Source organism: Streptomyces sp. WY228, from assembly GCF_019287315.1.
Lineage (GTDB): Bacteria > Actinomycetota > Actinomycetes > Streptomycetales > Streptomycetaceae > Streptomyces > Streptomyces caviscabies.
In genome coordinates, this window is record NZ_CP079114.1 from 5,469,278 (window position 1) to 5,495,715 (window position 26,438).

The 26,438-nt window shown below is 70.6% G+C and carries 24 protein-coding genes; 20 read left to right on the forward strand and 4 right to left on the reverse strand.

What is annotated here, in order from left to right:
- Nucleotides 1-104 precede the first annotated feature (104 nt).
- Nucleotides 105-1,430 (forward strand): Nramp family divalent metal transporter, encoded by a 1,326-nt coding sequence (locus tag KV381_RS24115; protein WP_030082556.1) that lies wholly within the window; start codon nt 105-107, stop codon nt 1,428-1,430.
- Between the two features lie 132 nt (nt 1,431-1,562).
- Here KV381_RS24115 and KV381_RS24120 read toward each other — a convergent pair whose 3' ends face one another.
- Nucleotides 1,563-3,293, reverse strand: a complete 1,731-nt coding sequence (locus KV381_RS24120) for a chitinase (protein ID WP_078846023.1) — start codon at nt 3,291-3,293, stop codon at nt 1,563-1,565.
- A 639-nt stretch (nt 3,294-3,932) separates the two neighbouring features.
- On the opposite strand from KV381_RS24120, the gene KV381_RS24125 reads away from it, so the two are divergent.
- The 18 genes from KV381_RS24125 to KV381_RS24210 all read left to right on the forward strand — a co-directional run bounded on the left by KV381_RS24125 (nt 3,933) and on the right by KV381_RS24210 (nt 22,444).
- The gene (locus tag KV381_RS24125; RefSeq protein ID WP_030630418.1) at nt 3,933-4,799 is read left to right on the forward strand and encodes a hypothetical protein; all 867 of its coding nucleotides are present in this window, start codon (nt 3,933-3,935) and stop codon (nt 4,797-4,799) included.
- 317 nt (nt 4,800-5,116) lie between these two features.
- A complete protein-coding gene (gene cpaB / locus KV381_RS24130) occupies nt 5,117-5,824 on the forward strand; it encodes a Flp pilus assembly protein CpaB (RefSeq protein ID WP_030082561.1) in 708 nt (235 codons plus the stop codon).
- 7 nt (nt 5,825-5,831) lie between these two features.
- A complete protein-coding gene (locus KV381_RS24135) occupies nt 5,832-7,145 on the forward strand; it encodes an AAA family ATPase (RefSeq protein WP_030082563.1) in 1,314 nt (437 codons plus the stop codon).
- A gap of 3 nt (nt 7,146-7,148) precedes the next feature.
- Nucleotides 7,149-7,595: a TadE family protein gene (locus tag KV381_RS24140; RefSeq protein WP_098024684.1), complete on the forward strand. Its 447-nt coding sequence runs from the start codon at nt 7,149-7,151 to the stop codon at nt 7,593-7,595.
- Nucleotides 7,589-8,011, forward strand: a complete 423-nt coding sequence (locus KV381_RS24145; protein ID WP_256995143.1) for a TadE/TadG family type IV pilus assembly protein — start codon at nt 7,589-7,591, stop codon at nt 8,009-8,011. The genes KV381_RS24140 and KV381_RS24145 overlap by 7 nt, the downstream gene beginning before the upstream one ends.
- Before the next feature lie 57 nt (nt 8,012-8,068).
- A complete protein-coding gene (locus tag KV381_RS24150; RefSeq protein ID WP_218786219.1) occupies nt 8,069-9,406 on the forward strand; it encodes a CpaF family protein in 1,338 nt (445 codons plus the stop codon).
- A gap of 10 nt (nt 9,407-9,416) precedes the next feature.
- A complete protein-coding gene (locus KV381_RS24155; protein WP_218786222.1) occupies nt 9,417-10,361 on the forward strand; it encodes a type II secretion system F family protein in 945 nt (314 codons plus the stop codon).
- Between the two features lie 30 nt (nt 10,362-10,391).
- On the forward strand, nt 10,392-11,279 hold the full coding sequence (locus tag KV381_RS24160; protein ID WP_030630678.1) for a DUF5936 domain-containing protein: 888 nt from the start codon (nt 10,392-10,394) through the stop codon (nt 11,277-11,279).
- A gap of 138 nt (nt 11,280-11,417) precedes the next feature.
- On the forward strand, nt 11,418-12,887 hold the full coding sequence (locus tag KV381_RS24165) for a histidine kinase (RefSeq protein ID WP_103538332.1): 1,470 nt from the start codon (nt 11,418-11,420) through the stop codon (nt 12,885-12,887).
- Between the two features lie 26 nt (nt 12,888-12,913).
- Entirely contained in the window at nt 12,914-13,948 is a 1,035-nt protein-coding gene (locus tag KV381_RS24170) for a response regulator transcription factor (protein WP_030082577.1), read from the forward strand.
- A 204-nt stretch (nt 13,949-14,152) separates the two neighbouring features.
- Nucleotides 14,153-14,383 carry a hypothetical protein gene (locus tag KV381_RS24175; protein WP_003966643.1) on the forward strand — a complete coding sequence of 77 codons (231 nt, stop codon included), beginning with the start codon at nt 14,153-14,155 and terminating at the stop codon, nt 14,381-14,383.
- Nucleotides 14,383-14,991 (forward strand): pilus assembly protein TadG-related protein, encoded by a 609-nt coding sequence (locus tag KV381_RS24180; protein ID WP_030630680.1) that lies wholly within the window; start codon nt 14,383-14,385, stop codon nt 14,989-14,991. The genes KV381_RS24175 and KV381_RS24180 overlap by 1 nt, the downstream gene beginning before the upstream one ends.
- A 34-nt stretch (nt 14,992-15,025) precedes the next feature.
- Nucleotides 15,026-15,643 carry a hypothetical protein gene (locus KV381_RS24185; protein WP_103538331.1) on the forward strand — a complete coding sequence of 206 codons (618 nt, stop codon included), beginning with the start codon at nt 15,026-15,028 and terminating at the stop codon, nt 15,641-15,643.
- An 8-nt stretch (nt 15,644-15,651) separates the two neighbouring features.
- Nucleotides 15,652-16,299 carry an OmpA family protein gene (locus KV381_RS24190; protein ID WP_193464356.1) on the forward strand — a complete coding sequence of 216 codons (648 nt, stop codon included), beginning with the start codon at nt 15,652-15,654 and terminating at the stop codon, nt 16,297-16,299.
- 163 nt (nt 16,300-16,462) lie between these two features.
- Nucleotides 16,463-17,974, forward strand: a complete 1,512-nt coding sequence (locus KV381_RS24195; RefSeq protein WP_086779271.1) for a DUF4246 domain-containing protein — start codon at nt 16,463-16,465, stop codon at nt 17,972-17,974.
- Nucleotides 17,975-18,100: 126 nt separating this feature from the next.
- The gene (locus KV381_RS24200) at nt 18,101-19,777 is read left to right on the forward strand and encodes a hypothetical protein (RefSeq protein ID WP_218786227.1); all 1,677 of its coding nucleotides are present in this window, start codon (nt 18,101-18,103) and stop codon (nt 19,775-19,777) included.
- Nucleotides 19,778-19,955: 178 nt separating this feature from the next.
- Nucleotides 19,956-21,413 (forward strand): amidase, encoded by a 1,458-nt coding sequence (locus KV381_RS24205; protein ID WP_098024680.1) that lies wholly within the window; start codon nt 19,956-19,958, stop codon nt 21,411-21,413.
- Between the two features lie 98 nt (nt 21,414-21,511).
- Nucleotides 21,512-22,444: an aldo/keto reductase gene (locus KV381_RS24210; RefSeq protein WP_030630689.1), complete on the forward strand. Its 933-nt coding sequence runs from the start codon at nt 21,512-21,514 to the stop codon at nt 22,442-22,444.
- A 33-nt stretch (nt 22,445-22,477) separates the two neighbouring features.
- Here KV381_RS24210 and KV381_RS24215 read toward each other — a convergent pair whose 3' ends face one another.
- A complete protein-coding gene (locus KV381_RS24215) occupies nt 22,478-23,236 on the reverse strand; it encodes a haloacid dehalogenase type II (protein WP_030082595.1) in 759 nt (252 codons plus the stop codon).
- Between the two features lie 60 nt (nt 23,237-23,296).
- On the opposite strand from KV381_RS24215, the gene KV381_RS24220 reads away from it, so the two are divergent.
- Nucleotides 23,297-23,446, forward strand: coding sequence for a hypothetical protein (locus KV381_RS24220; RefSeq protein WP_193464340.1), 150 nt, complete (start codon nt 23,297-23,299; stop codon nt 23,444-23,446).
- Here KV381_RS24220 and KV381_RS24225 read toward each other — a convergent pair.
- Nucleotides 23,433-24,053 carry a hypothetical protein gene (locus KV381_RS24225; RefSeq protein WP_050495673.1) on the reverse strand — a complete coding sequence of 207 codons (621 nt, stop codon included), beginning with the start codon at nt 24,051-24,053 and terminating at the stop codon, nt 23,433-23,435. The genes KV381_RS24220 and KV381_RS24225 overlap by 14 nt on opposite strands.
- A gap of 121 nt (nt 24,054-24,174) precedes the next feature.
- Complete coding sequence (locus KV381_RS24230) at nt 24,175-26,196, reverse strand: hypothetical protein (protein WP_030082599.1); 2,022 nt, start codon at nt 26,194-26,196, stop codon at nt 24,175-24,177.
- Between the last annotated feature and the right edge of the window lie 242 nt (nt 26,197-26,438).

Consider the following 26,438-nt stretch of genomic DNA (forward strand, 5'->3'; position numbering starts at 1 on the left):
CTCCCCGTATCCGCCGCAAGCTGCCGGTCGACGGTTCCACTCCGGATTTTACCGCCGTGCACGCCCCCTTGTGCGGCCCCGCCGATTGCGCTTCCTTGATCGGCATGGCGGAGACAAGCGCAACCACAGGGACAGGGGAGCCGGCCTCCCGACCACGTAAGTCCAGCTGGAAGTACATCGGCCCCGGCATCGTCGTCGCGGCGACCGGAGTCGGGGCCGGCGATCTGGTCGCGACGCTCATCGCGGGCAGCAAGTTCGGCTACACCCTGATGTGGGCGGCGGTGATCGGCTGCGTCGTCAAGATCTCGCTCGCCGAGGCGGCGGGCCGCTGGCATCTGGCGACCGGCCGCACGCTCTTCGACGGCTGGCGCAGCCTCGGCCCCTGGACCACGGTCTACTTCGCGATCTACGTCGTGATCTGGGGCTTCATCTACGGGGCGACGGCCATGTCCTCCAGCGCGCTGCCCATCGTGGCGCTGTTCCCCGACGGGCCGGGGCTGAAGTTCTGGGCGATCGTCACCGGGCTGATCGGGCTGGCCTTCGTCTGGTTCAACCGGTACGCCGTCTTCGAGAAGGTCATGACGGTCCTGATCGGCATCATGTTCGTGGTGGTCGTGTACGTGGCCGCCCGCGTCGTGCCGGACGTCGGGGCCTCGTTCGCCGGGCTGCTGCCGGTGCTCCCGGACGGCTCGCTCCTCTACACCCTCGGGCTGATCGGCGGCGTCGGCGGCACGATCACCATGGCCGCCTACGGGTACTGGGTCAACGCCAAGGGCTGGAGCAACTCCTCCTGGATGAAGGTGATGCGGCTCGACAACCGGGTCGCCTACATCACCACCGGCGTCTTCGTCGTGGCGATGCTCATCGTCGGCGCCGAACTGCTGCACGCCTCGCAGGTCGCCCTCACCTCCGGCGACCGCGGGCTGGTCGACCTGGGCGCGGTGCTGGAGGACCGCTTCGGCGCGGGCACCGCCAAGCTCTTCCTGGTCGGCTTCTTCGCCACGTCGTTCTCGTCGCTGATCGGCGTCTGGCACGGTGTGAGCCTGATGTTCGCCGACTTCGTGGAGCGGTTCCGGGCCCCGGCGGCTCCGGCGGACCCGGCGGACCCGGCGGTTTCGGAGGCGCAGGCCGGTCCCGCCGTCACCGAGCGCCAGCAGCGCTCGCTGCCCTTCCGCGCGTACCTCCTCTGGCTCACCTTCCCGCCGATGACCCTGCTCTGGCTGGACGAGCCCTTCGGCCTGGTCATCGCGTACGGGGTGCTTGGCGCGTTCTTCATGCCGTTCCTCGCCCTGACCCTGATCTGGCTGCTCAACTCCCCTCGTACGCCCCGTGAGTGGCGCAATGGATGGGTGAGCAACGGGATGCTCGCCCTGGCCGGCCTGCTGTTCGTCGTGCTGTGCGTGCAGCAGGTGCGCGAACTGCCCTGGTGAACTGAGAGTACGGAGAGTACGGAGCGCGCGGCACGGAGCACGGAGCGCGGAAACGCCGCAGCGCCGCCGGGGGAGCGGCGGCGCTGCGGGTCACGAGCTACCGGTTACGGGTCGCGCGTTACGGGCTACGGGTTACGGCAGGCTGCGGACGTGCGGGCCGACCGCCTTCGACCAGGCGAACCCGGCCGTCGCGTCCCAGTTCGTCGACCAGGTCATCGCGCCGCGCAGCGACGGATAGGTCTTCGACGGCTTGAACGAACCGCAGTTGGTGCCCTTGGTCAGGCAGTCCAGCGCCGCGTTCACGATCGACGGGGCGACGTAGCCGCTGCCCGCGCCCCGGGTGGAGGCGGGGACGCCGATGCCGACCTGGGACGGGTCGAGACCGCCCTCCAGCTGGATGCAGGCGAGCGCGGTGAGGAAGTCCACCGAGCCCTGCGAGTAGACCTTGCCGTCGCAGCCGAGCATCGAACCGCTGTTGTAGTACTGCATGTTGACGACGGTCAGGATGTCCTTGACGTTGAGCGCCGTCTTGAAGTACTCACCCGACGTCGACTGCATGTCGATCGTCTGCGGGGCCATCGTGATGACCAGACCGCTGCCCGCCTTCGCCGACAGCTGGCGCAGCGCCTTCGTCATGTAGGTGGCGTTGAGACCGTTCTCCAGGTCGATGTCGACCCCGTTGAAACCGTAGTCCTGCATCAGCGCGTACACCGAGTTGGCGAACGCGGTGGCGGAGGCGTCGTTGTCGACCCGGACCGTGCCCAGCTCGCCGCCGATCGAGATGATGACGTTCTTGCCGGCCGCCTGCTTGGCCTTGATGTCGGAGCGGAACTGCGCCTCGGTGTAGCCGTTCAGCCCGGCGGTGTCCAGGTTGAAGGTGACCGCGCCCTGGGTCGGCGTGGCGTCCGCGAAGGAGACCGCGATGATGTCGTAGTCGGCCGGGACGTCGCTGAGCTTCTGGACGGCCGCGCCGTTGTTGAAGTTCTGCCAGTAGCCGGTCACCGCGTGCTTCGGCACGGCGGGCCCGGGGCCGGGGCCCGTACCCTCCTTGGCCGTACGGGCGCTGATGGCGGCCGACTTGACCGACTCGCCGGCCGCGTTGGTGGCGCTCACGGAGAACTGGTACGCGGTGTCGGCGGACAGGCCGGTGACGGTCGCCGAGGTGCCGGTGGAGGTGGTGGCCTTCGTGCCGTCGCGGTACACGGTGTATCCGGTGGCGCCGGAGACGGCGTTCCAGGACAGGGCGACGGAGGACGTGGTCGTGGCGCCCGCCGCGAGGCCGCCGGGGGCCGCCGGGATGACCGGTCCGGGCTCCTCGCCGCCCCCGCCGTCGGGTCCGGTCACCTCGAAGTCGTCGGCGAAGTAGGCGGCCTGCCCGTACCAGCCGTGGGTGTAGACGGTCACCGATGTGGTGTTCGCGCCGGTCGTGAAGCTGGTGGAGAGCTTGGTCCAGGAGGTGGACCCCGGTGTCCAGGTGGAGACGTCGGTGGTTCCGGTGCCGCTCGCGCCGAGGTACGCGTAGCCGCCCTGCACCCAGGAGCTGAGCGCGTAGGTCGAGTTGGGCTTCACCTTGACGGTCTGCGAACACTTGGCGTTGTCCTGGCCGGCCGGGGTGGCCTTCAGCGCGGACGTACCGCCGTGCACGGGCGTGGAGACGACGGTGCCGCTGCCCCCGGTGCAGGTCCAGTTGGCGAGGCCCGACTCGAAGCCCGCGTTCTTGGCGTTGTTGACGTCGGCGGCCTGGGCGGTGCTGACGAGTCCGGTGACGGTCAGGGCGGCGGCCGCGACGACGGCCATGGCGCCGCCGAGCACGGGCCGGGAGCGACGTCTTCTTCTGCGACTGCTGCCTGCGGAGCGTTCCACTGGTGCCTCCGGGGGGAGTTGGCGGTGCTGGCAAATCGTGCGGGTGTGCCGGGCGGGCTGCACGGGGGTGGGCGGAGCGGGGATCCGTGACGCCACAGCGGTGGCCACCGCTGTGGCGCATAAGCTGGTCCAGACCAATCGAGTTGTCAAGACCTCTGGCGGTGAAAGGCCGACGGCGGGGTGGTCGCGAGAGGGCTCCGGCACCCCCGTACGGGGGTGCCGGGCCGAGGATTCCCGGCACGGAAACGGCCCCGAGACCGCACGCCGCCCCCCCGCACGAGTGATCTTGCAGGAGAACTTCGGGCCGTCACGGAAACGCCCTTACGAAAAGGCAGTCGGGTGCCCCGGAAGGCGGCCTGACGTGCGCGAATGGATACATGATCGAAAGCCGGACACGGGCTTCGGTAACGCTCCGCAGCGAAAGGCGAGTTGGGCGGAATCGATTTCATCCCGTTTAGTACCCGGGCCTCGTCGGAACGGTGTTCGCATGGTGGCGTACTGGTCTCCGATAACTGTTCTCTGCCTGGTGAGACGTGGCTAAAGTGCTGGGGCAGGAGCACGGAGCAGGTAGCGATTGCGGTCGACGTCCCCACGTCGACCGGAGCCGAAACGGGGAAGAGCGTGCCGACCGCAATAGCAGTGACGAGCGCAGACCTGGTGCTGCCGCCCACCGATCAGCAGACGCCGACCGCCGCTCTGCTCCAGGCCCCCGAGGCCCAGGTGCTGGAGCTGGCCATCGGCGACATGCACCTGCTGCTCGAACAGCACGGGTATGTGATCGCCCTCTATCCCTCGGGCATCCGGCCCGAGCACGAGCGACGCCTGCACTCCATCCGCTCGGTGCTGGAGAGCGACCGGATCGCCCTCGTCAAGGTGGACCTCCCGCCCCTTGGCGTGGCCGTACTGGTGCGCCAGCTACGGCAGTTGTCCATCTGCGACTTCAGCCCCGGGGTGGTCGCCTCCGCCGCCCGGCTGCTCTCGCACTACATCCACGCGGGCGCGCTCCTCAACTCCGTCGCCCGGCTCGACCGGGTCCCGGTCAGCCTGAAGAGCCACGCCAAGTCCTGGGTCCCCGGGTCCCAGTTCGCCGTGCTCGCCGGCCCCGAGCCGCAGCTGATCAAGGTGGGCCCGACCGTCGAACCGCCGGCCGGACCGGATTTCGGTACGCATCTTCTGGTGGCGAAAGGGAATCTGCACTCGGACTGGGTACAGGAGACCCTCGCGCCCGCCTGGAAGGTCCAGGCCATTCACGACACCACGGTCCCGGCCGACTCACCGCGCTGGTGGGGCACGGGAAAGCTGGTGGAGTTCGCGGCCCACCTCCCGGACCTCTCCGTGCTCTACCAGCTGGTTTCCTCCGTACGCCGGGAAAAGTGTCACTGGTGCGCCATGGAACTCATCGGCGACCGCTGTGCATTCTGTTCCGCACCACTCGCGGCTCCGGAGAACCGCACGCCTCCCACCGGTGTCCTCCACCACGGGGCCGACGTTTCGCCGGGCCCCTAGGCCACCCGCTCCACCGCTCCGCGCGCCGGTCCTCCCCCGCCGCGGGACGTCCCCGTTCCACCCGTCCCCGTACTCGCCCCACACCCGCACCCGCGCACGTACACCGCCCAGCGCCACCGCTCCCGCCCGCGGGCCGTCTCCTCCACGGCGCCGCGCCGCCACACATGTAAGCGCGTAACCGCCCCACCGCAGGGCCGCACCGCTCCGGTGTCGCACTGCTCCACCCACCGCTCCACCCACGCTCCACCCACTGCTCCACCGCACCTTCTGTCCGCTGTCCGTCCCACGCATCCGATTCGAACGAGGTTGTCCGGACCATGAACTCCCGCCAGCGCCGCGGCGTGATACTCCTGCTCCTGTCGGTCCTGTGCGCCTTCGCGGCCTTCGCCGGCGTGCTCTCGGTGATCAGCGACGTCAACTCGAAGGTCGGACCCGAGGTGACGGCGTACCAGCTGAAGACCAACGTGGCTCCGTACACCGCCCTGAACAGCGGCCAGTTCGAGAAGATCAAGATGCCCAAACGCTGGCTCTCGGAGAACGCCGTGACCGACCTGCGCGAGGTCGAGTCGAAGATCGCGGTCACCGAGCTCCGCGAAGGCTCGCTCCTCCAGTCGGACATGATGGTCCGCAAGCCCGAACTCCGCGCCGGTGAGCAGGAGATCGCCATCATGATTGACGCCTCCACCGGTGTCGCGGGCAAGATCACACCGGGCGCGACGGTCAACATCTACGCCACGTTCGCCGGCGAGCAGCAGGGCGACTCCGCCCAGTCCAAGGTCATCGTCGCCAACGCCAAGGTGCTGGACGTCGGCGAACTCACCGCCCTTGACCCGAGCGCGGACGACCGGGGCAGCCGGGCGACCGAGGCCGTGCCGATCACCTTCGCCCTGAACACGCTGGACACCCAGCGCGTCGCCTACGCCGAGTCGTTCGCGGAGCACGTACGCCTGGCACTCGTCGCCCCGGGCAGCGACGGCACCATCCGTCCCGGCGACCGCACCTACACGCTCGACAAGGACAAGTGAGGATCGGATGACCACCAGAATCCTCCCGGCCGTCGGCGATCTCGACGCGGCCCGCTCCGTCACCACCCTGCTCAGCCAGCTGCCCGACGCCGAACCGGCCACCCCCGTGGGTGATTCCACCCAGCTCATCGACACCCTGGCCCGCCTCGCGGGCGAGGCGCTCGACGAACTGCCCGAGGTGGTGCTGGTCCACGAGCGGATCGGCCCGGTGCCGGCCCTGGAGCTGATCCGGGAGGTGTCGCTGCGGTTCCCCTCGGTCGGCGTCGTCATGATCACCGCGGACGCCAGCCCGAACCTCTTCGCCGACGCGATGGACTCCGGCGCCCGCGGCCTGGTCACCCTGCCGCTGAGCTACGAGGAACTGGCCAACCGCGTCCAGGCGGCCGCCCAGTGGTCCGCCGGGGTACGCCGCCACCTCACCTCCGGCAACGAGGTCTTCACCGGCCCCGGCGGCACGGTGGTCACGGTCACCGGCGCCAAGGGCGGCGTCGGCGCGACCGTCACCGCCATCCAACTCGCCCTGGCCGCCCAGGCGTCCGGCAACACGGTGGCGCTGGTGGACATGGACCTCCAGACCGGGGACATCGCCTCGTTCCTCGACGTCCAGTTCCGCCGCTCCCTCGTCGACCTCGCCCTGATCACCGACATATCGCCCCGGGTGCTGTCCGACGCGGTGTTCTCCCACTCCACCGGCCTCGCCCTGCTGCTCGCCCCCGGCGAGGGCGAACGCGGCGAGGAGGTCAGCGACCGCTCCGCGCGCCAGATCGTCAGCGCGCTCCGCACCCGCTACGAGATCGTCGTCATCGACTGCGGCGGCCAGATGAACGGGGCCAACGCGGCGGCCATCGAGATGGCGGACGTGGCCCTGCTGGTCACGACCCCCGACGTGGTCGCGGTGCGCGGCGCGAAACGCATCGTACGGATGTGGGAACGGCTCCAGATCCGCAAGGCCGAGGAGACCGTCACCCTCGTCAACCGCTTCACCCGCAACACCGAGATCCAGCCGCCGCTGATCCAGAAGATCACCGGCACCCGGGTCGCCTCGGCGGCGATCCCCGCCAACTTCAAGGAGCTCCAGGCGTCCATCGACTCCGGACGCCTGCACGAACTGGACGCCAAGAGCACGGTCAAGCAGGCGCTCTGGGGCCTGGCCGGAGAGCTGGGCATCGTCAAGGAGAGCACGGCCGCGAAGAAGAGCGGCAGCGCCCTGGTCAAACGGAACAGCGGCGCTCTGAAGAACGACCGGGGCTCGATCGGACGCCCGCGCCGCCGGCGCGACGGCTCCGGCCGGGGCCCCGGAGACTCCGAGGGGACACGTTGAGCGATGACCACCACAAGGACGGCACACAGCGGCATACGGGGGCGGATCACCGCCCTACGTGAGCGCGGGGGACTGGGCCGGAACCGGGACCGCGGCCAGACGGCCGTCGAGTTCCTGGGCATGACCCCCTTCATCATCCTGATCATGCTCGTGCTCTGGGAGTGCGCCCTGATCGGCTACACCTTCAGCCTCGCGGGCAACGCGGCGGACGTGGGCGCGCGCAAGGGCAGCGGGGCGGAGTACGGGGCCAGGATCGCGTGCCGGGAGGGCGCGATGAAAGACCTGCCCGACGCCTGGGCGGAGAGCGCCGTCGTCACCTGCCGCGGCGGCGGCAGCCTGTACGAGGCCACGGTGACGCTGAAGGTCCCGGTGCTGGTGCCGGGCCTGTTCGACCTCGACACGGAGATCAAGGGCACGGCCGGTTCGCCGATGGAGACGCAGTCATGGTGACGACACAGGTGACGACACATCCGAACAGCGACCACACCCGTTCCGCACGGGCCGGCGACGACCGGGGCCAGGTCGCCATGGAGTACCTCGGCTTCCTCCCTCTGCTGCTCCTCGTCGCGATGGCGGCCATCCAGCTGGGCCTGGCCGCGTACGCCGCCAACCAGGCGGGCACGGCCGCCCGCGCCGGAGCCCGTACGGAAGCCAGCGTGGACGCCCGGGGCAGCGGCGAGAGCAACGCCCGCGACGCCGTGAGCGACTGGGTGGAGGACGGCGGGTTCCGCTACCGCAAGAGCGGCGGCCAGGACGTCACGGTCACGGTCCGGGTCAAGGTGCCCTCCGTGGTGCCGGGGCTGAAGGGGTGGTGGGCCGAGCGGAGCACGACCATGCCCAACGAGAAATCCCGCTTCGGCTTCTGACCCGCCCCGCCAGGACTACGGTCCCGACCCCGACGACCGACGAGGAGAGTTACGCAGATGAGCCTGCGGGCACGCATGACCGCTCCGGAGGAGCAGGGCGGAGCACGGGAGGACGGTCACCTGGTGGCCACCTACCGGGCCAAGCTGCTGGAGGAGATCGACCTCGCGGAGATGTCCTCGCTGGCCGCCGCCGACCGGCGGGCCCGGCTGGAACGCGTCCTCGGCCACATCATCAGCCGCGAGGGCCCGGTGCTGTCCACCGTGGAGCGCTCGCAGCTGATCCGCCGCGTCGTGGACGAGGCGCTCGGCCTCGGCATCCTGGAACCGCTCCTGGAGGACGCGTCCATCACCGAGATCATGGTCAACGGCCCCGACCAGATCTTCGTCGAGCGCAACGGCCGGGTCGAACAGCTCCCGATGCGCTTCGGTTCCCACGAACAGCTGATGCAGACCATCGAGCGCATCGTGTCGACCGTCAACCGCCGCGTCGACGAGTCCAACCCGATGGTCGACGCCCGCCTGCCCAGCGGCGAACGTGTCAACGTGATCATCCCGCCGCTGTCGCTGACCGGCGCGACGCTCACCATCCGCCGCTTCCCGCGCTCCTTCACGCTCCAGGAGATGATCGGCTTCGGTTCGCTGGACGAACAGATGCTGGTGCTGCTCGCCGGCCTCGTCCAGGCCAAGCTCAACATCATCGTCTCGGGCGCCACCGGCACCGGCAAGACGACCCTCCTCAACGCGCTCTCCGGACTGATCCCGAACATCGAGCGCATCGTCACCATCGAGGACTCCGCCGAACTCCAGCTCCAGCAGAGCCATGTGATCCGGCTGGAGACCCGCCCCGCGAACGTCGAGGGCAAGGGCCAGATCACCATCCGCGACCTGGTCCGCAACTCGCTGCGTATGCGCCCCGACCGGATCGTCGTCGGTGAGGTCCGAGGCGGCGAGTCGCTCGACATGCTCCAGGCGATGTCCACCGGTCACGACGGCTCGCTGGCCACCGTGCACGCCAACAGCGCCGAGGACGCGCTGATGAGGCTCCAGACCCTCGCCTCGATGTCGGAGGTCGAGATCCCGTTCGAGGCGCTGCACGACCAGATCAACAGCGCCGTCGACGTGATCGTCCAGCTCACCCGGCACGCCGACGGCACGAGGAAGATCACCGAAATCGCGGTCCTCGACTCGCACGGCCGCGACCCGTACCGCATCGTCACGGTCGCGCGGTTCAACGCCCAGCCGATGGCCCCCGACGGCCGCATCTACGGCGACTTCCAGTACCTCCCGCTGCCCCGGAAGCTCGCCGAGCGCCTCTACCTGGCCAGTCAGCCCATCCCGCAGGCGTTCGGCGTCGCCCAGTCCGCCGAACAGCTCGCCACCCGAGAGGCCAACTAGGTACCGAGCCATGGACAACGTCAACCTCCCCCTGGTCACCGTCGGCGTCACGCTGCTGTGCTGCGTGCTCGGCGTGATGGGCCTGTACGCCTACTCCGGCGGCAAGGCCGACCGCGACGCCCTCGTCGAGCGGCTCTCCCACGTCGGCCAGATACCCGAGACGGGCCGCCGTCGCCGCTTCAAGGGCCTGGACCGCCGGCTGCGGGCCACCTCGCCGGGCCGGAAGCTGGAGCTGAAGCTCGCCGCGACCGGCATGGACATCACGCCCGGCGAGTTCGTCGTCTACGCGCTCTTCGCGATGGCGGGACTCTGGATGATCGCCTCGTCCATGCTCGCGGCGTTCTTCGGCCCGGTCGCCGCGCTGATCGGTCTCTGGGGCACCAACGCGTTCCTCAACTGGCAGCGGGTCAAGCGCACCGAGCGCTTCATCAACCAGCTCCCCGAGCTCTCCCGCATCCTCGCCAACGCCACCCAGGCGGGCCTGGCCCTGCGCACCTCGCTGTCGATGGCGGCGGAGGAGCTGGAGGACCCGGCGGGGGAGGAACTGGCCCGGGTGGCACGGCGCTTGGCCGTCGGTGAACCCCTGGAGGACGCGCTCAGCGAACTGACGGACCGGCTCCCATCCCGCGAACTGGTCGTCCTGGTCACGACGTTGGTCCTCTCCAACCGAGCCGGCGGTACGGTCGTCAGCTCGCTCCGCAACCTCACCGAGACGCTGGAGGAGCGCAAGGAGACCCGCCGCGAGGTCAAGACGCAGCTCTCCCAGGTCACCGTGACCGCGTACGCGGTCCCGCTCTTCGGCATCGGCGCGATGCTGCTGATGAACGCGGTCATGCCCGGCGCGCTGGACCGCATGACGGGTGCGTTCTTCGGCCAGGTGGCGGTGGTCGTGTCCATCGTCCTCTACGCCATCGGATTCGTCGTCATCCGCCGCTTCTCCCGTATCGATGTCTGAGACCAGGAACCAGGAAGAAAGGGGACGGACATGGACCTGCTGCTAGCCCTGGTCGTCGGCCTCGCCGTCTACGGGGCCATCCACGGCATCCGGATGTACCGGGCCGACGCCAAACTCCCCGGCGACCTGGCCGTGGCCCTGGAGTCAGGGGCCTCCCGCACCAGCGCGGTCGGCTCCGGCATCGACCGCCTCGGCATCCGCTGGGCCCCCGCGGTCCTGCGGATGATGGGCCCCAAGGCCGTCAACAAGAAGCGCCGCCAGATCGACCTGGCGGGCAACCCCGGCGGCCTCACCATCGACCGCTACGCCGCCCGCCGCGCGGTCTACGGCGCGCTGGGCGTCCTCGGCGCGTTCTCGATGCTGCTGCGCGGCCAGCTGTTCCTCGCGCTCCTGATGGTCGCGTTCGGCCTGTTCTGGGTGGAGGCCGGGATCTGGTCGGCGATCCGGGTGCGCCGCGAGCACATCGAGCGGACCCTGCCGGACTTCCTCGACGTCCTGGCGGTCGTCGTCTCGGCCGGACTCGGCTTCCGGCAGGCGCTGGACCGGGTCGCGGAGAAGTACGAGGGCCCCTGGGCGGACGAACTGCGGATCACGCTCCGGCAGATGGACATGGGGGTCAGCCGCCGTCAGGCCTTCGAGGAACTGCGCAGGCGCAACGACTCCGAACAGGTCGCCATGTTCGTCACGACGCTTCAGCAGGGTGAGGAGCTGGGTGCGCCGATCGTCGAGACGCTCATCCAGATCGCCAACGACATGCGCCGCACCGACGCCCAGAACGCACGCCGCAAGGCGGCCAGGGCGGTGCCGAAGGCCACGTTCGCGGTGACCACGTTCCTTCTCCCGGCCACGCTGCTCCTCCTCACCGTCGGATTCGTGTACGGAGCCGACGTCGACCTCACGTCCCTCACGGGCGGATGACATGAACGAGAGCTGGGGTGACATGAACGACGGGCCGGATGGGGACGGAACTCCTACGTTCCGGAACGCCTGCTGAAGCAGGCGGCCGGTTCTGTGGAACACGAGCGCTACGGCGATTGAGACGGAGGTGACAGGCACATGGCATTCCAGCTCAGCGGAGCCCAGCCCGGGCTGACGGCGGAACTGTCCCGCGCCCACACCGGCACCCCGGCCCGCCCGGCCTTCGCCATCCAGGTCAACGCCCTCCAGGCGATGTGCCGCCAGGTCTTCGGCTTCCGCCTGGCGATGATCGCGATAGCGACCCCGTACGCCATCAGCCACACCGCGCCCGGACTGCCCACCTGGTTCATCGGCTCGGCGATCCTGGTCACGTTCATGGGCTCGTACCTGCTGTTCCGCGACTGGGAGCGGTTCGGTCCGGTCCTGCTGCGCCACCCCTGGCTGCTGGCCGTCGACGTGTTCTTCGGCTCGCTCCTGCTGATCACGGCGACCCCCGAGTCGACCCTCGCGTACGTCACCGTCTGCACCCCGCTGCTGGCCGGCCTGATCCAGGGCTGGCGCGGCGCGGCGGTCTTCGCGGCCCTCCAGGTGGTCATCGTCTTCGGCGTGTACGCCAGCGTCCCGAAGCTGGAGGCGGGCGGGGCGACGGGACTCCTCCTGCCCGGCTTCTGCGTGATCGCCGGGGCGGTCGGAGTCACCCTGCGCAATCTGCTCCTGCGTTTCGGTACGGCGACCCAGGCGCTCACCGAGACCCGGGCGCGGCTGGCGGTGACCGAGGCGGTGGAGGGCGAACGGACCCGCCTGGCCCGCGAGATGCACGACTCGGTCGCCAAGACCCTGCACGGTCTGGCGCTGGCCGCCGACGGCCTGGCGTGCTCGGCGGACCGGATGGACCCGCCCACCGTGAAGCTCCAGGCGGATCTGGTCGCCCGCGCCGCCCGCCGGGCCGCCGCAGAGTCCCGGGAACTGCTCAGCGACCTCCGTCGGGAACAGGGTTTGGAAGGAGGCGTCGACCTGCTCGCCGAACTGGCTGCGCAGGCCCAGGACTTCTCTGCCCGCCACCCGGTCACGGCCACCTTCCGTCGCCTGTCCGAGGAGACCCCGGTCCCACCGGTCCCGCAGGCGGTCGCCCGCCAACTCGTCACCGTCGCCTCGGAGGCCCTGGAGAACGCCCACCGCCACGCGGGCCCGACGTATCTGATCGTCCTCGCGGGCGTGAAGGGCGACATGCTCCGCGTCAGCGTGTACGACGACGGGCGCGGCCTGCCCCCCGGCACGACACTCGACACCCTCCGCCGGGCCGGCCACTTCGGCCTGGTCGGCATGGTGGAGCGGGCCGCCTCCATCGGCGCCCGCATCCGCATCGGCCGAGGGAAGGCGGAGAAGGGCACGGAGGTGCGGGTGGAGCTGCCGCTGGCGGCGCTGAAGGCCACGGCTTCCGAGGAGAACGCCCCGCCGACGGCCCTGCCCGCGCCGTCAGCCGGGAGCGCGCCTTCGTACTCGATGCCGTCACCGCCGCTGTCGTCTGCACCTGCACCTGCACCGCCGCTGTCGTCGGTGCCTGCACCTGCACCAGCACCTGAGAACGTCACGACCCCCCACCCGTAACCCCGACCCTGAGAGGAGGTCGCAGCATGCCGGACGATGTTTCCCCCGCGCCGAACCGCTACGGGGCGGCGGCCCACCACCCCGCCCCCCAGCACCCGTCGCCGCACATCCCGCTCACCCGGACCCCCGGCCCTGCCGGACACCCGGGACCCCAGCACACTGCGATCCAGCCCCCGGCCGCGCCGACGCCGTACCCGCCGTTCGGAGAGACCGCCGCGTCCCCGTTCCCACCCGCACCCGCGGCCCCCGCGCCGGCACGGCTCCGGGTGGTGGTCGCTGACGACAACCCGGTGGTCCGGGCGGGCCTGGGCGTTCTGCTCTCGGGCCGGGCCGACATCGAGGTCGTGGCGGAGGCGGCGGACGGCCGCGAGGCCTACGAGAAGACGCACCAGCACCGCCCCGACGTGGTCCTGCTCGACGTCCGGATGCCCGGCGTGGACGGCATCTCGGCCCTGCCGCACCTGGTCGGCCTCGCGCCCGTGCTGATGCTGACGTACAGCCGGGAGAGCGAGATCGTCCACGAGGCGCTGCGCCTGGGCGCGGGCGGCTATCTGGTGCACGGCGAGTTCACGGCGGACCAACTGGTCCAGGCGGTACGCGACACGAAGGACGGCCGCGCCCACTTCACCGCCACGGCGGCGGACGCCCTGCTGGCCCACATGCGCCAGGGGGCGGTCCCGCAGCGGGGCCCCCTGCCCGAGGGGCTGGGCTCGGCACTGACAACGCCGCCCGTGCCCGCACACGTACCGCCACACCCTCTCGAAAACTCGGAAAGTCTTTCGCAACTGCAACCTTCTGTGGGACAGTCTTCTGTGTCCGGGGGGTCGGCACCCGTCCCCAACAGGCAGCAGTACAAGCTGAGTTCGCGGGAGGTGGAGGTCATGGACCTGATTGCGTCCGGGATGAGCAATCAGCAGATCGCCGCCACCTGCTTCATCAGCGAGAAGACGGTCAAGAACCACATCAACCGCATCTTCACGAAACTCCACAGCGCCACGCGCAGCGAGGCCATCGCCCACTGGCTCGGCACCGCGCCCCGGAACCCCGGGCGGCAGCCATGACCGAGCGATCTCGCAACGCGAGGGCCCAGAAAGCCTTTTGGGCCCGGGAATGGGCCCACGGGCCCTCTGGGCGAGCGATGATTCCCCCCTATGTTTCTCACGTCGCCAACGGCACCGGCCGGGAGGAAGCCGGTATCGAGGGCGACACCGCAGAAACGTGTGAGTCGGCCGGCAACCGGTCGGCCGAACCAGGAGGGGAACACCATGTCGGACATCACCCTGAAGACCGCCGTCCGCGTCAACGGCTGGGCCAACACCGCCGTCAGCAGCATCCAGAAGCGCTACGCGGCGAAGGACCGGGGGCAGACGGCGTTCGAGTACCTGGGCATCATTCTGGTGGTCGTGGCGATCATCGGTGCGATCGCGGCCTCCGGGATCGGCGGGAACATCTCCAGCCGCATCGACGGACTGGTGACCTCCATCGTCTCGGGCTGATGCGCGAGCGCCAACACGGCGACGCAGGGCAGGCCTTCCCCATCTACATCGTGATGGTGGCGGGCCTGCTCTTCCTTGCGTTGGCCTTCTTCGCCGTCGGCAAGGCCGCGGCCTTGCGCAACGATTCCCAAGGTGCCGCCGACGCCGCCGCGCTGGCCGCCGCCCAGCAGGCGCGTGACGACTTCGGAACCGGCTTCTACGCCTCGCTCCCCGGCAACACTCTGGATATCTTCCTGGGCGCGCCCTTCGTTCCGCCCTGTTACGAGGCGGAACGATTGGCAGGCGCCAATGAGGCCGACCTGACCCTCTGTGTACCGCGTTACGGCTACCTCCGGGACACGATCAAGGTCAAGGTCAAGGGCCGTGATGCGGTGGACTCGCCGGTGCTTCCCGGTTCGGACAAGAAGAAGGCCGAGGCCGAGGCCACCGCGCTCATCGAGTTCCGCTGTCCGAACCCGAAGGCCATCGACTTCAACAGCGACGGCGTCCAGGACCTCTTCATCTTCACGTGCCGGAACGGCAAGATCCTTGAGATCGCGCCCGGCAGCCCTCCGCCGTGGAAGAGCGTGAGCACGACGCTCTTCGACGTGCGGTTGGTCGACCAGTGACAGCGAAGCGAACGACGAGTAGAGGAATCGGACCATGAGCATGCGGCGGACCACGACGACCAGAAGGGCGATGGCGGCTGTCTCCATGACGGCTGCCCTGGCCCTCGCCCTCGCCGGTTGTGGCGACGGCGGTGGCGAGGAGCCCGGCACCGAGGGCTCCGGCACCCCGTCCGCCCCGGCCAGCCCGTCCGCGGAGGACAAGGGCGAGACGCAGCAGGAGGACACAGCTGCGGGCGAGAATGTGGACCCGGACGTGAAGCTCGCGGAGACGCGCGGGCAGGGTGGCCTGGTCTTGGTCGTCAACGAGGTCAAGCGGGACTCCGGCGGTTTCCTCACGGTTCAGGGCACGATCACCAATGAGGGGGACCAGGCACGGACCACCTCGGGCTGGGCCGGCTCGGAGGTGAACATCGTCAACAAGAACCCCAACTCGGTCGCCGGTGCCACGCTGGTGGACAAGGCGGGAAAGAAGCGCTACTACGTGCTCCGGGACACGGACTCCCGCTGCCTGTGCACCACGGCGATCACGTCACTTGCCCCGGGCAAGAAGGCGCCGATCTTCATGCAGTTCCCCGCCCCGCCGCAGAGCACGACCGAGGTCGACTTCACCCTCCCGACCTTCGCCACCACCTCGCTGAAGATTTCTGGGTGAGTGCGGCCATGAAGACCACCAACCGCCCCCGGGTTGCCCGCAACCTGGGACAAGCCGTGGCGGTCGTCGTGCTGATCGCCGGCACCACGCTGCTCGGAGCCGCACCTTCGTACGCCGACGACGGGCCGAGTGTCCCGCCCGGCACGGAGGCGACGTCGGAGCCGCCCGTTCCCGTCGACCCGAACGACCCCGATCTGAAGATGCCGGAGGGCGGCACCCTCGCCCCCGGCCGGGTCCTCGACATCGTCCAGGTCGTCGAAGACCTCGGCGGCGAGGAACGGCGTGAGGACAGCAACGCCGACATCAAGTTCGCGCTCCAGGCCGAAGTCCTCTTCGGCAAGGACAGCGCGAAGCTCAGCTCGGCGGCCAACGCCCGTATCGCCGCCATCGCCGAGGAGATCAAGAAGCAGAACGCGACCAAGGTCCGCGTCTTCGGCTTCACCGACAACCTCGGCTCCTCGGCCCACGGCGACGTCCTGTCCAAGCAGCGTGCCGACGCCGTGCACGGGGTCCTTTCGAAGCAGCTCGGCTCCACGATCACGTACGAGATCCGGGGCTACGGCGAGCAGTACCCGATCGCCAGCAACAGCAACGAAGAGGGCCGGAAGAAGAACCGTCGCGTGGAGGTGTCCTTCCCGCGCGGAGAGGGGGCCTGACCCCTTCTCCACGCACCGGTCGGTGCACCCGCACCCATACGCGCACCGGCACCCGCACCCGTCGTCGCTCTCCCAGCGACGGCGGGTGCGCTGTCAGCCCGTTGTGTCAGTCCGCTGCCATATCCTTCCCGCCACCACACGCCGACCGGGAAGACCCAGAGCATTGACCAGCCAGTCCGCTTTTCCGCTGCCCTTTCACGTTTCCCGTTCCGTTTCGTACGCGACCCCCCGAACGCTGCGCGAACTCCAGATGATGCAGTGCAGCGCGCACATCCGGGCGAAGCCGGGATGGTCCGACAAGATGCGTGATGCCGGCATCGTCGCCAGGTGGACGCAGGAGGCGATAGCCCAAGGGCTCACCGAGGCGCAGGTTCGTTACGTGCTCGCCGAGCTCGTGCACTACGCCGCGCTACGGGACGACCGGACCGGCGCGGAGGTGTCCGCCGTCGACGGCGTGTGGCAGTCGGACACGCTGATCGACGATGAGCTCGGAGCCCGGCTGCGCGCGGCGGTCCGGGTTCTGGAGGAGGTTCCCGAAGCGGAGCAGGACTGGCATCCGGGCTCCGGCGACCAGGTGCTGGATCTGGTCCACCCCTCCCTCTTCTGCCTGGTACGAGAGGCGAGCGGCGCACCCGAGCGGGCTTGGCGGAACCCGACGGACCGCTACACCGCGTACGAGTTCTCCGAGAAGTTCCAGTGGCTGCCCACGGACGTCGACGTCAGCACCGAGGGCGATGTCGCCTTCCGCTCGTATGTCAACAACGTCCACCCCGAGAAGCATCGTGACCTGGCCGCCGTGCTCCCGGACCTGTTCGCGCGGATGCGCCCTCTGTGGGAGAACGTCCTCACCGATCTGCGCCACCCGCGGCCCCTGCGGATCGAGGCCGACCCCTTCGGGTGGTACGGCGACTCGGAGCCGGTGTATCCGGACAAGTCCTCCTTCAGCGATGAGGAGGCCTACGCGGAGGCCCTCAGCGCGTGGGAGACGGCCCAGGACGACTGGTGGGTCAACCGCAGTCCGATCATTCCGGACGCCCCGGACTACACCCCGCCCGCGTCGCCCGACGCTTCCGCCCGGGTCGATCTGCGCGGCCGCCGCCTCCAGGTCATCGTCAAGCTCGCCACCATCCACCTCACCCCGGAGAAGCCGGCGTACGACGGCGGCTCCTGGCATGTCGAGGGAATGCTGAACGAGCGGATCGTCTCGACCGGCATCTACTACTGGGAGAGCGAGAACATCACCGAGAGCCGGCTGAGCTTCCGGGCGGCGCTCGACTACCCGCGCTACGAACAGAACGACGACAACGGTCTGCGCGAGGTCTACGGACTGGAGGACGAAGACGCCCTGAACCAGACGCTGGGATCGGCAGCCACCCCGGCGGGCCGCTGCCTGGCGTTCCCGAACATCCTGCAGCATCGCGTCGGCTCGTTCCGGCTCGCGGATCCCACCCGCCCCGGATACCGCAAGATTCTCGCGTTCTTCCTGGTCGATCCGTCGGAAAAGATCGTCTCGACATCCGATGTGCCGCCGCAGCAGCCCTGGTCCGACACGTCGACCATGACGCTCGAACAGGCCAAGGAATATCGCGAACAGCTCATGCACGAACGCAAGTTCTTCGTCGACGAACACAACGAGCAGCTCTACGAGCGGGAGTTCTCCCTCTGCGAGCACTGACGGGCGGCCCTCCGTCCTCCTGCCCGGCAGGGCAGCAAACCAGCCACATCCCCTCCGTGGCCGTCACTCGAACGGCCGACCGTCGTTTGCGTTGTGGGTTCATGCGGGTGCGGCGAGGAAGGTGTGATGGGTGTGGAGGCCCAGGCGACGAACGAACGGGTGGCGGGGCGCACATGGACGGTGCGGCTGGATCCCGTCGGTCGCGGGCGGGCGGACGTACGCGTCTCGTGCAGTCGGCCGGCCTGCGCCGCGCAGGTGCTGTCCTCCGCCGCCGTAGGACGTACGGCGGCGGTCGAGCATCTCAAGGCCCATCTGCGCGCCGGCCCGGCCCCCCGCCCCACGGCGTACTGCGTCTGCCGGGCCGAGGATTGCCACACGCACATCCGGCCCGCCGGACCGCGTGAGCGTCCCGCCCCCTGGCGGTGCGGGGGCGCGATCGTCCTGGCGGTCGTCACGGACCGGGAAGGGCGCTGGTGGCGGGTGATGGAGTGCTGCGCGCGCTGCGCGGCCGCCCACCCGACCGCGAAGGTCGTCGCCACCGTCCCGGCCCCCGACCGGCCGGCCACGGGCGGCGCCCACCGGGGCGGCGGCACCGCCCCGGCCCCGGCCGCCTCACGCGCGCCGTCGGCCGCCGCACCCGCGACGACCTTCTCCTCCATCGGCCCGCACTTCTCGCACCGCGCCCCCGAGGCCGCCGTCCCGCAGCAGGCACCGGCATCCGGGTCGGCACCTGCATCCGGGTCGGCACCTGCATTCGGGGCGGCACGTGCATCCCGGACGGCACCGGCATCCCGGACGGCCAGGCAGGCAAGGCCCGCGCGGCAGCGCGGCCGGCGGGGGCGGATCGCGCAGCGCTTCGTCCCGTACGAGCTGCGGCCCATTGCCCTGCGCGACGAGCTCACCGAACTCGGTGAACTCTTCCGCGCCTACCAGCAGCGCGCCGAACCCGACCTCGCGGTGCTCGCCGACCTCCACGCCCGTAAGGCGAAGGCCTTCTTCGCCTGGGCCGAGGCCACCGGTGAGACCGCACTGCGTCTCGACGCCCAACGGGCCGAGCAGGCCGCCGCCACCGTCCGCCGCCAGCATCTGCACCGCATCGGCCAGGCTCCGGACGGGGAAGGGCCGGTCGTGGCACGGCTGCTGACCGCGTCCGCGCAGTGGGACCACGCACGGGCCGTCCTCGCGCAGGTGGCCGACCACGCCCCCCTGCCGGGCCCGGACGCACGCCTCCTGGTGGTGATGCTGACGCTGCGCACCGCGCAGTCCGGGGTCGGCAACCTCGTCGGGCAGGACCTCAAGGGGCTGCCCCTGCGCGAGCCCGAGCAGTTGGTGGCGCAGCTGGTGGAGAGCGGCTGGCTGAGCATCGCCGGGACCGTCGACGAACTGATCGCCTCCCGCCCCGAGTGCCCCACTCGGATCACCGTGCCGTCGCTGACGCCCGACGACGGCGACCCGGGCCCGTTCACGTTCGGCAAGAAGCTGCGGCCCCGGCTCAGCGGATGGGCCCAGAGAGTCGTCGGCGACAAGAAGCTCCGCAAGGCCAAGACCGAGGCCGAGGTGCGGCTGCTCGCCCTCGCGCTGGCCACCGGGATCGACGCCGACGGCAGGCTGGGGGCCCAGGGCCGGGGCATCGAGCTGGAGGCCCTGGCCTCCTGGTGCGCCGTCGACCCCGGCGAGCTGCCGGAGCTGGTGGACCGGCTGACCACGGCGGACTGGCTGGCGGAGGCGGTCGTCACCGACACCCTGCTCACCGGCCGGCTCACCGAACGGGTCCTTCCGCTCACCTGCCCGCTGCCCCGGTGAGCCGGTGAGCCGGTACGCGGGGTGCTGCCCGCTACCCGATGAGCCGGGAAGCCGATGAGTCGGGAAGTCGGGAAGTCGGGAAGCAATCCCGGGCCCCTCCCCCTCCCCGCTGCCCGGTTGTCGCCGTTGCGGGCATCGGTATTTCCTGCCCTCGCGCGGGGGCGCATACGTTCGCCCCATGACGTGGAATTTTCTGACGGCCGAAGAACTCGCGGCTGCCCTCCGTGCCGGCGAAGTGACCTCGGCGGAACTGACCGACGACGCGATCACCCGTATCGAGCGGGACGACAAGGCGGTCAACTCCGTCTGCGTGCCCGACTTCGACCGGGCCCGGGCCGCCGCCCGCGCCGCCGACCGGGCGCGTGCCCGTGGTGAGGACCGGCCGTTGCTCGGCATACCGGTGACGGTGAAGGAGTCCTACGACATCGCGGGCCTGCCCACGACCTGGGGCATGCCGCAGTACCGGAACCATCTGCCCGCCGAGGACGCGGTCCAGGTGTCGCGGCTCAAGGACGCGGGTGCGGTGGTGCTCGGCAAGACCAATGTGCCGCTGGGGCTGCAGGACATCCAGAGCTTCAACGAGATCCACGGCACCACCAACAACCCCTGGGACCACAGCCGTACGTCGGGTGGGTCGTCCGGCGGATCGGCTGCGGCCCTGGCGTCCGGGTTCGGCGCGCTGTCCATCGGCTCCGACCTCGCCGGTTCACTGCGCACGCCCGCACACTTCTGCGGTGTCCACGCGCACAAGCCGAGTCTCGGGCTGGTGCCCGGCCGGGGCATGGTCCCGCCCGACACGCCCGCCCTGCCGTTCGACCACGACCTCGCCGTCGTCGGTCCGATGGCGCGCAGCGCACGTGACCTCGGGCTGCTCCTCGATGTCATGGCAGGACCGGACCCGCTCACGTTCGGTGTGGCGCACGACCTGAGGCTGCCGCCCGCGCGCCACGAGCGGATCGGCGACTTCCGGGTCCTGGTCCTCGACGACCACCCGTTCCTGCCGACCGGCGCCGCCGTGCGGGCGGGCGTGGGCCGGGTGGCGGACGCCCTCGCCGACGGCGGGGCCCGCGTCGAGCGGCACAGCCCGCTGCTGCCCGATCTGGCCGAATCCGCCACGCTCTACACCCAGTTGCTGTTCTCCGGCTCCGTCGCGAGCTTCCCCGTCGAGTCGTACGAGGAACTGCGGGTCCGCGCCGCCGGGCTGAGCGCCGACGACCGGAGCCTCGACGCGGCGCGGCTGCGCGCCATGGTGTTCAGCCACCGCGACTGGATGGCCGCGAACACCCGCCGTGAGCTGCACCGCCACGCCTGGCGGCAGTTCTTCGCCGAGTTCGACGCCGTGGTGTGCCCCATCACGCCCACCCCCGCGTTCCCGCACGACCACCACCCGGACCCGATGGCCCGCCGGATCGACATCGACGGCGTCGGGTTCGCCTACTTCGACCAGCTCGTCTGGGCCGGTCTGGCCACCCTGCCCGGACTGCCCGCCACCGCCGTACCGGCGGGCCGGTCGCCCGAGGGGCTGCCGGTGGGCGTGCAGATCATCGGCCCGATGTTCGAGGACCGCACCCCGCTGCGGCTGGCCGAACTGCTGGAGCAGCGGATCGGTGGCTTCCAGGCGCCGGAGCGGACATAGGGCGCTGCCGCTCCGGCCCACCCAGGGCCCGCCCTTCGCGGCGGAAGCGGCGGATCACGTCGTTGTCGGGACCGCCGCCGCTCGGAGATCATCTCGGCATGACATCAGAGACGATCACCGCGGCGGCGTCCGGCACCTGGCCCCTCGGAGACCTCGTGGTCAACCGCATCGGGTTCGGGACGATGCGGTTGCCGCAGCAGGGCGAAGCGTTCGACGTCGACGCGGTGCCGGGCGACCGCGACCGGGCGATACGGGTGCTGCGCCGCGCCCGCGAACTCGGCGTGAACCACATCGACACCGCCGCGTTCTACTTCTCGCGGCTCCGCTCCGCCAACGAGCTGATCAACAGCGCGCTGGCGCCCTACCCCGACGACCTCGTCATCACCACCAAGGTCGGACCAGGACGCGACCCATCGGGCCGGTGGCAGAACCACGCCACACCCGGGCAGTTGCGCGGGCAGGTCGAGGAGAACCTCCGCCAGCTCGGCCGCGACCACCTCGACGTGGTGAACCTGCGCATCGTGGGCACCGACTCGATCGCCGAGCGCTTCGGCGCGCTGGCCGAACTGCGCGAGGCCGGGCTGATCCGCCACCTCGGCGTCTCCAACGTCGGTCCCGCGCAGCTCGCCGAAGCCCGTGCCATCGCCCCGGTCGTCTGTGTGCAGAACAAGTACGGGCTCGGATCCCCGCCCGACCAGGACGCGTTCCTGCGGGACTGCGGTGAGCAGGGCATCGCCTTCGTGCCCTTCTACGCCATCGCGGGCGCCGGGCGCGAGGCGGGCGCCGCCCCGGACGCGGACGCCGGCGCCGACGCGCTGCTCACGATCGCCCGCGCGCACGGCGTGAGCACGGCGCAGGTCCGGCTGGCCTGGACGCTGCACCGCGGGCCCCATGTGCTCGCCATCCCCGGCACCGGAAACCCGGACCACCTCGCCGCCAACGTCGCCGCCGGAGCCCTGCGGCTGTCCGACGACGAACTCGCCGCCCTGGAAGCCCTCCACCGGGGCGGCGAGGCGGCGGGGCGGGCATGAAGCGATAGAGGAACCGGCCGCCCGGGAGCTGCCTCATACGCCCCGGGGGAGTTCCAGTTGCCGGGCCAGGTCCGCCAGGTCCTCCGCGTACAGGTCGAACCGGTCCGAGGGTGCGGGCGGGTCGCCGACCGGGCGCGCCACATAGGCCGTGCGCAGGCCCAGCGCCTGTGCGCCCCGCAGGTCCCAGGCGTGGGCGGCGACCATCAGCAGGCGCTCCGGCGGCCGCCCGGCGACGGTGACGGCCAGCCGGTAGACCGCCGGGTCCGGCTTGTAGGCGCGGGCGTCCTCGGCGGAGAGGGCCTGGTGCCAGCGCAGTCCCGCGTGGGCGTTCAGTTCCAGCAGCGCCGTCCGGCTCGCGTTGGAGAGGCCGATCAGCGGGAAGCGTCCGGCGAGCCGGGCCAGCCCCGCCACCGTGTCGGGCCACGGCGGGAGGCGGCGGGCCGCACCGGCCAACTCCTGCACGGCGGCCGAGTCCTCGACCCCGGCCGCCTCCGCGACGATCCGGGCGGCCTCGCGGTCGAGGGCGTCGCTGGGAAGGTAAGGGCGGTCGCCGTCGAGGATCCGGCGCTGCTCGCGCTCGATGTGCCGCTGCCACAGCAGCAGAAGCCGTTCGGTCCCGGGGGCGTCCAGGGACGGGACGGCGGACGGGCCGACGGAGGGGACGGCGGACGGGCCGGGGGACAGGCCGGCAGACGGGCCCAGGGCGCGGATGCCGGCGCGGAGCCCGGCGGGTTCGTCGACGAGCGTACCGAGCACGTCGAACACGAGGGCGTCGATCTTCAGCTCTGCCATGGCGCGGTCTCCTCCGGAGGGTGGGCGGCAGAAGGGACAACACCGCGACAGCGGCCTCCCATGCCCGGCTTCACCGTGACCGTGCCCGGCTCCATCGCGCCTCTGCCCGGCTTCACCGTGACCGTGCCCGGCTCCATCGCGCCTCTGCCCGGCTTCACCGTTACCGTGCCCGGCTCCACCGCGCCCCCGCCCTACTTCACTTCACCGTGATCGACCCCACGAACGCGTCCAGATCCTTCGCGTCGACCGCGTCCTTCACCGCGTTCAGGCGCACCACGAACGGCACGCCCTTCGCGTCCACGCCCGCTACCAGGACCCCGGTCATCGGAGTGCCCGCGTTCGGGGTGTCCTCCTGGCCGTCCGCCGTGAAGTCGTAGTCGATCCGGCGGGCGTCGCGCGCCTCGCCGGCGCTGTCCGGGCCCGCGAGCCGTACGTCCTCCGTGGCCTTGCGGGTGGTGCTCAGTCCGATGCCCGCGCCCGCCGCCGCCGCTGCCCCGGCCGCGTCGTGCACGCCCGTGGCGAAGTCCAGCTGGACCGAGACCATGCCGGTCCGGATGCCGTCCTCCTCCTTGAGCGCGACCGCCGCGTTGGCCTTGGCCCGCTCGCCCGCGGGCTGTTCCGCGTACCCGTCGTTCTTCGGGTAGCCGACGCGCAGGCTGCCGGTGTCCAGCGTGCCCCAGCCCTCGGGCACGGAGGCGGTGTCCTCGTCCCCGCCGCATCCGGCCAGCAGCGCGGCCGCCGCCGCGACGGCCACCGCGGCGGCCGTCACCCGCCGCCGGGCCGTGCGCGGGCCCCGTACGCCCAGCGAGCCCCGCATCACCTGAGCGCCTCCCCTGACCCGCGTGCTCCGTGCCGTCCAGGTCGTCCACGTCGTCCACGTCGTCCGTGCCGTCCGCGTCGTCCGCGTTCCGGTACTCATCGTCTCTGTCACCGCCCGTTCAGTTCGCGCAGTAGCTGTACGGAAGATACGTGCGCCGGTCGCCCTGCGGGGCCCCGAGGAACTGCGCGTCCTCCAGCGACTCCTTCTTCTGCTCCGTGGAGACCGAGAACCCGAGGCTCATGCCGAGGGAGATCTCGAAGCCGAACTCCTGGGCGTCGCTCTCACCGGTGTACCGCATCGAGCTGGACAGCCCGTCCTCGAACATCAGCTGCTGGAAGGGGTCGTTGCCCTCCGGGCGGTTCTCCATGCCGTGGTCGCCGAAGAGGTACTCGAACGGGGCGGTGTTGTTGCCCGAGCCGCCCAGCCACTGCTCGGCCACGGCCCGGTTCGCCTCGGTCGCCGCGTCGGTGTCCTTGCCGAAGACGATCGAGTTGGTCACCACGTCGATGCCGGTCTCGCCCGAGGAGTCCGACGCGCTGCCCTTGCCGCCGCGCTTGTCCTGGCCGCTCTCGCCGTTGTCGCCGCCGACCTCCACCTTGCCGGAGGTCGAACCGCTCTCCACGGTCTGCGTCATGTCGATACGGACGATCTTGCCGGTCTTCTGGTCGCGGGTGACGGTGATCGCGCCGGTGCGGTTCTGCTTGGCTCCCACGGTCCCCTTGATCGGGCCCACGTTCCCGCTCGCCTTGCCCTCCAGTTCGAGCTTGGCGGTGTACGTGTACGACTCGTTGCCGTTCACGTCGTCCTTGGTGATCGTCACCTCGGGCGAGAACTTCGCCTTGCCGCCCAGTTTGGCGCCGAGTTCGTCCTCGTCGCCGCCCTTGACGGAGAGACCGCCGTCCGCGTAGGCGTTGAGACCGACGGTCGAGTAGGAGATCTTCTTGTCGCCGATCTTCTTCTCGATGTCCTCCTTCTTCTCCGCCCACTTCATCGCGGAGTACCAGCCGCCGCCGTAGGCGCCGCTGTGCTTGGTGGAGGTCTCCCACATCTTCATTTCCTCGATGTCGTCCCGCATCTTCTGCGCCTCCTCCTCGCTGGAGAAGATCCAGGTGTCACCGTTGGTGATCTTGATGCCACCGCCGATGTCGACATCCGCCTTGCCGAGGCTGCCGAGCTTCACCCCCGGGGTGCTGGCGGTGGCCCCGGCGGAGGCGGCGTCGGTGAACGTCATGGAGACGACCTTGTCGTCGCCGTCGACCTTCCCGTCACCGTTCACATCAGTGCTCGCCTGCGAGACTTTCTGCTGGAATCCGTACTCCTCGCCCCACTCGAACCAGCCGATCTTGACCTTGCCGCCCGCCGTGTCCGAGATGGTGGAGATCTGGCACATCTTGGGCTCGTAGTCCGCGTCGGTCTTCGGCTTCGCCTCCGGGTCCTGGCCGCCGGAGGAACAGGAGCCGCCGCCACCGGCCAGCGAGCTGATCGCGCACCGCAGCCGGTCCCCGATCTTCCCGCCGACCCCGGCCATCGCCATCGCGCCGATCAGCATGGTGACGAGGACGACGAGACCCAGGTACTCCATCGCCGTCGCGCCGCTGTCCCGCCAGTTGTACGAGTACCGGGGCGGCTCCGGGGTCCGGGTGGCGCGCTCCTCCAGCAGCCGGTCGACCGCCACCCCCGACGCCGCGCCGGCCGCCAGCGAGACGGCCGGCATGAGGACGCCCTCGATGCCGACGACCTCCCCGGCGACGGCGAAGCCGTACACCAGGCCGGCCAGCGGTACGGCCAGGGCGGCGAGCAGATACAGGGTGCGGGAGGACTCGCGGTGCTCCTCGGGCAGGATCCGGGCGGCGGCCAGGACCGTCAGCAGGGTCACGACGAGGGCGGGCAGGTGGAGCAGGGCCAGCCGCCAGCCGAAGGCCTCCAACCGCTCCTCGGTGCCCAGCAGTTCGACCAGGACCCGGCTCATGACGAACCCGAGGGCGAGATAGACGAGGCCGCCGATCACCCAGCTTCGGGTCAACGCGAAGAAGCGGCTGCCCTGTTGGCCGTGGTGTGCGGACCCCGGCCCCGCGAGGCCGTGGCGTCCCGGCGGTATGTGGCCCGCGCTCCGGTCTCCCCAGCCCCCGCCACCGCTCACGGTGCACCTCTCCATCGACCCCGCGCGTGTTGCCCGACGGCTGAGAGCGTACGGCCGAAAAGCTGCCCCCGCCCGGGCCCCCGGTCCCAAAGCCGGGCCCAAGTGCGGTCGGGGCGGGCGGTGTTGCGGCGGGGGGTGGCGGCCGTTCCGCTTGGGGCCGCCCGTGGGCCCGTGGGCCCACGCCGCCCCGGCCACAGCTCAGTACGCTCATGAATGCCGGGGGTCGCCGACCACGACGCCGC